The sequence below is a fragment of the Pseudomonas sp. K5002 genome, from assembly GCF_013386655.1.
Classification (GTDB): domain Bacteria; phylum Pseudomonadota; class Gammaproteobacteria; order Pseudomonadales; family Pseudomonadaceae; genus Aquipseudomonas.
Window position 1 is genome coordinate 1 of sequence record NZ_JACARK010001310.1, and the last position, 443, is coordinate 443.

The 443-nt window shown below is 62.5% G+C and carries 1 protein-coding gene; it reads right to left on the reverse strand.

What is annotated here, in order from left to right; translation table 11 throughout:
- A partial coding sequence (locus tag HX846_RS35935) for a sigma-54 factor interaction domain-containing protein (protein ID WP_178967315.1) occupies nucleotides 1-443 on the reverse strand: 443 nt, incomplete at both ends.

Sequence of the window (443 nt, forward strand, 5' to 3'; positions counted from 1 at the left end):
CGTTCACGCAGCGGCGGCAGGCGCAGTTGTGCGACGGTCAGGCGATAGGCCAAATCCTCGCGAAAACGCCCGGCGCGAGCTTCGTCCAGCAGGTCGGGTTTGGTGGCGGCGATGATCCGCAAGTCCACCTTGATGCTTTGATTGGAACCGAGCCGTTCGAGTTTTTGCTCCTGCAACACCCGCAGCAATTTCACCTGCTGGGCCAGCGGCATGCTTTCGATCTCATCGAGAAACAGCGTGCCGCCATTGGCGTATTCCAGCTTGCCGATGCGCTTGCCCTGGGCGCCGGTAAACGCGCCACTTTCATGGCCGAACAGCTCGGCTTCAAACAGCTGCTCGGGAATCGCCGCGCAGTTCAGCGCCACAAACGGCTTCTTTGCCCGGGGGCCGAAATCATGCAGGCAACGGGCGACCAGCTCCTTGCCGCTGCCGGTTTCGCCGCG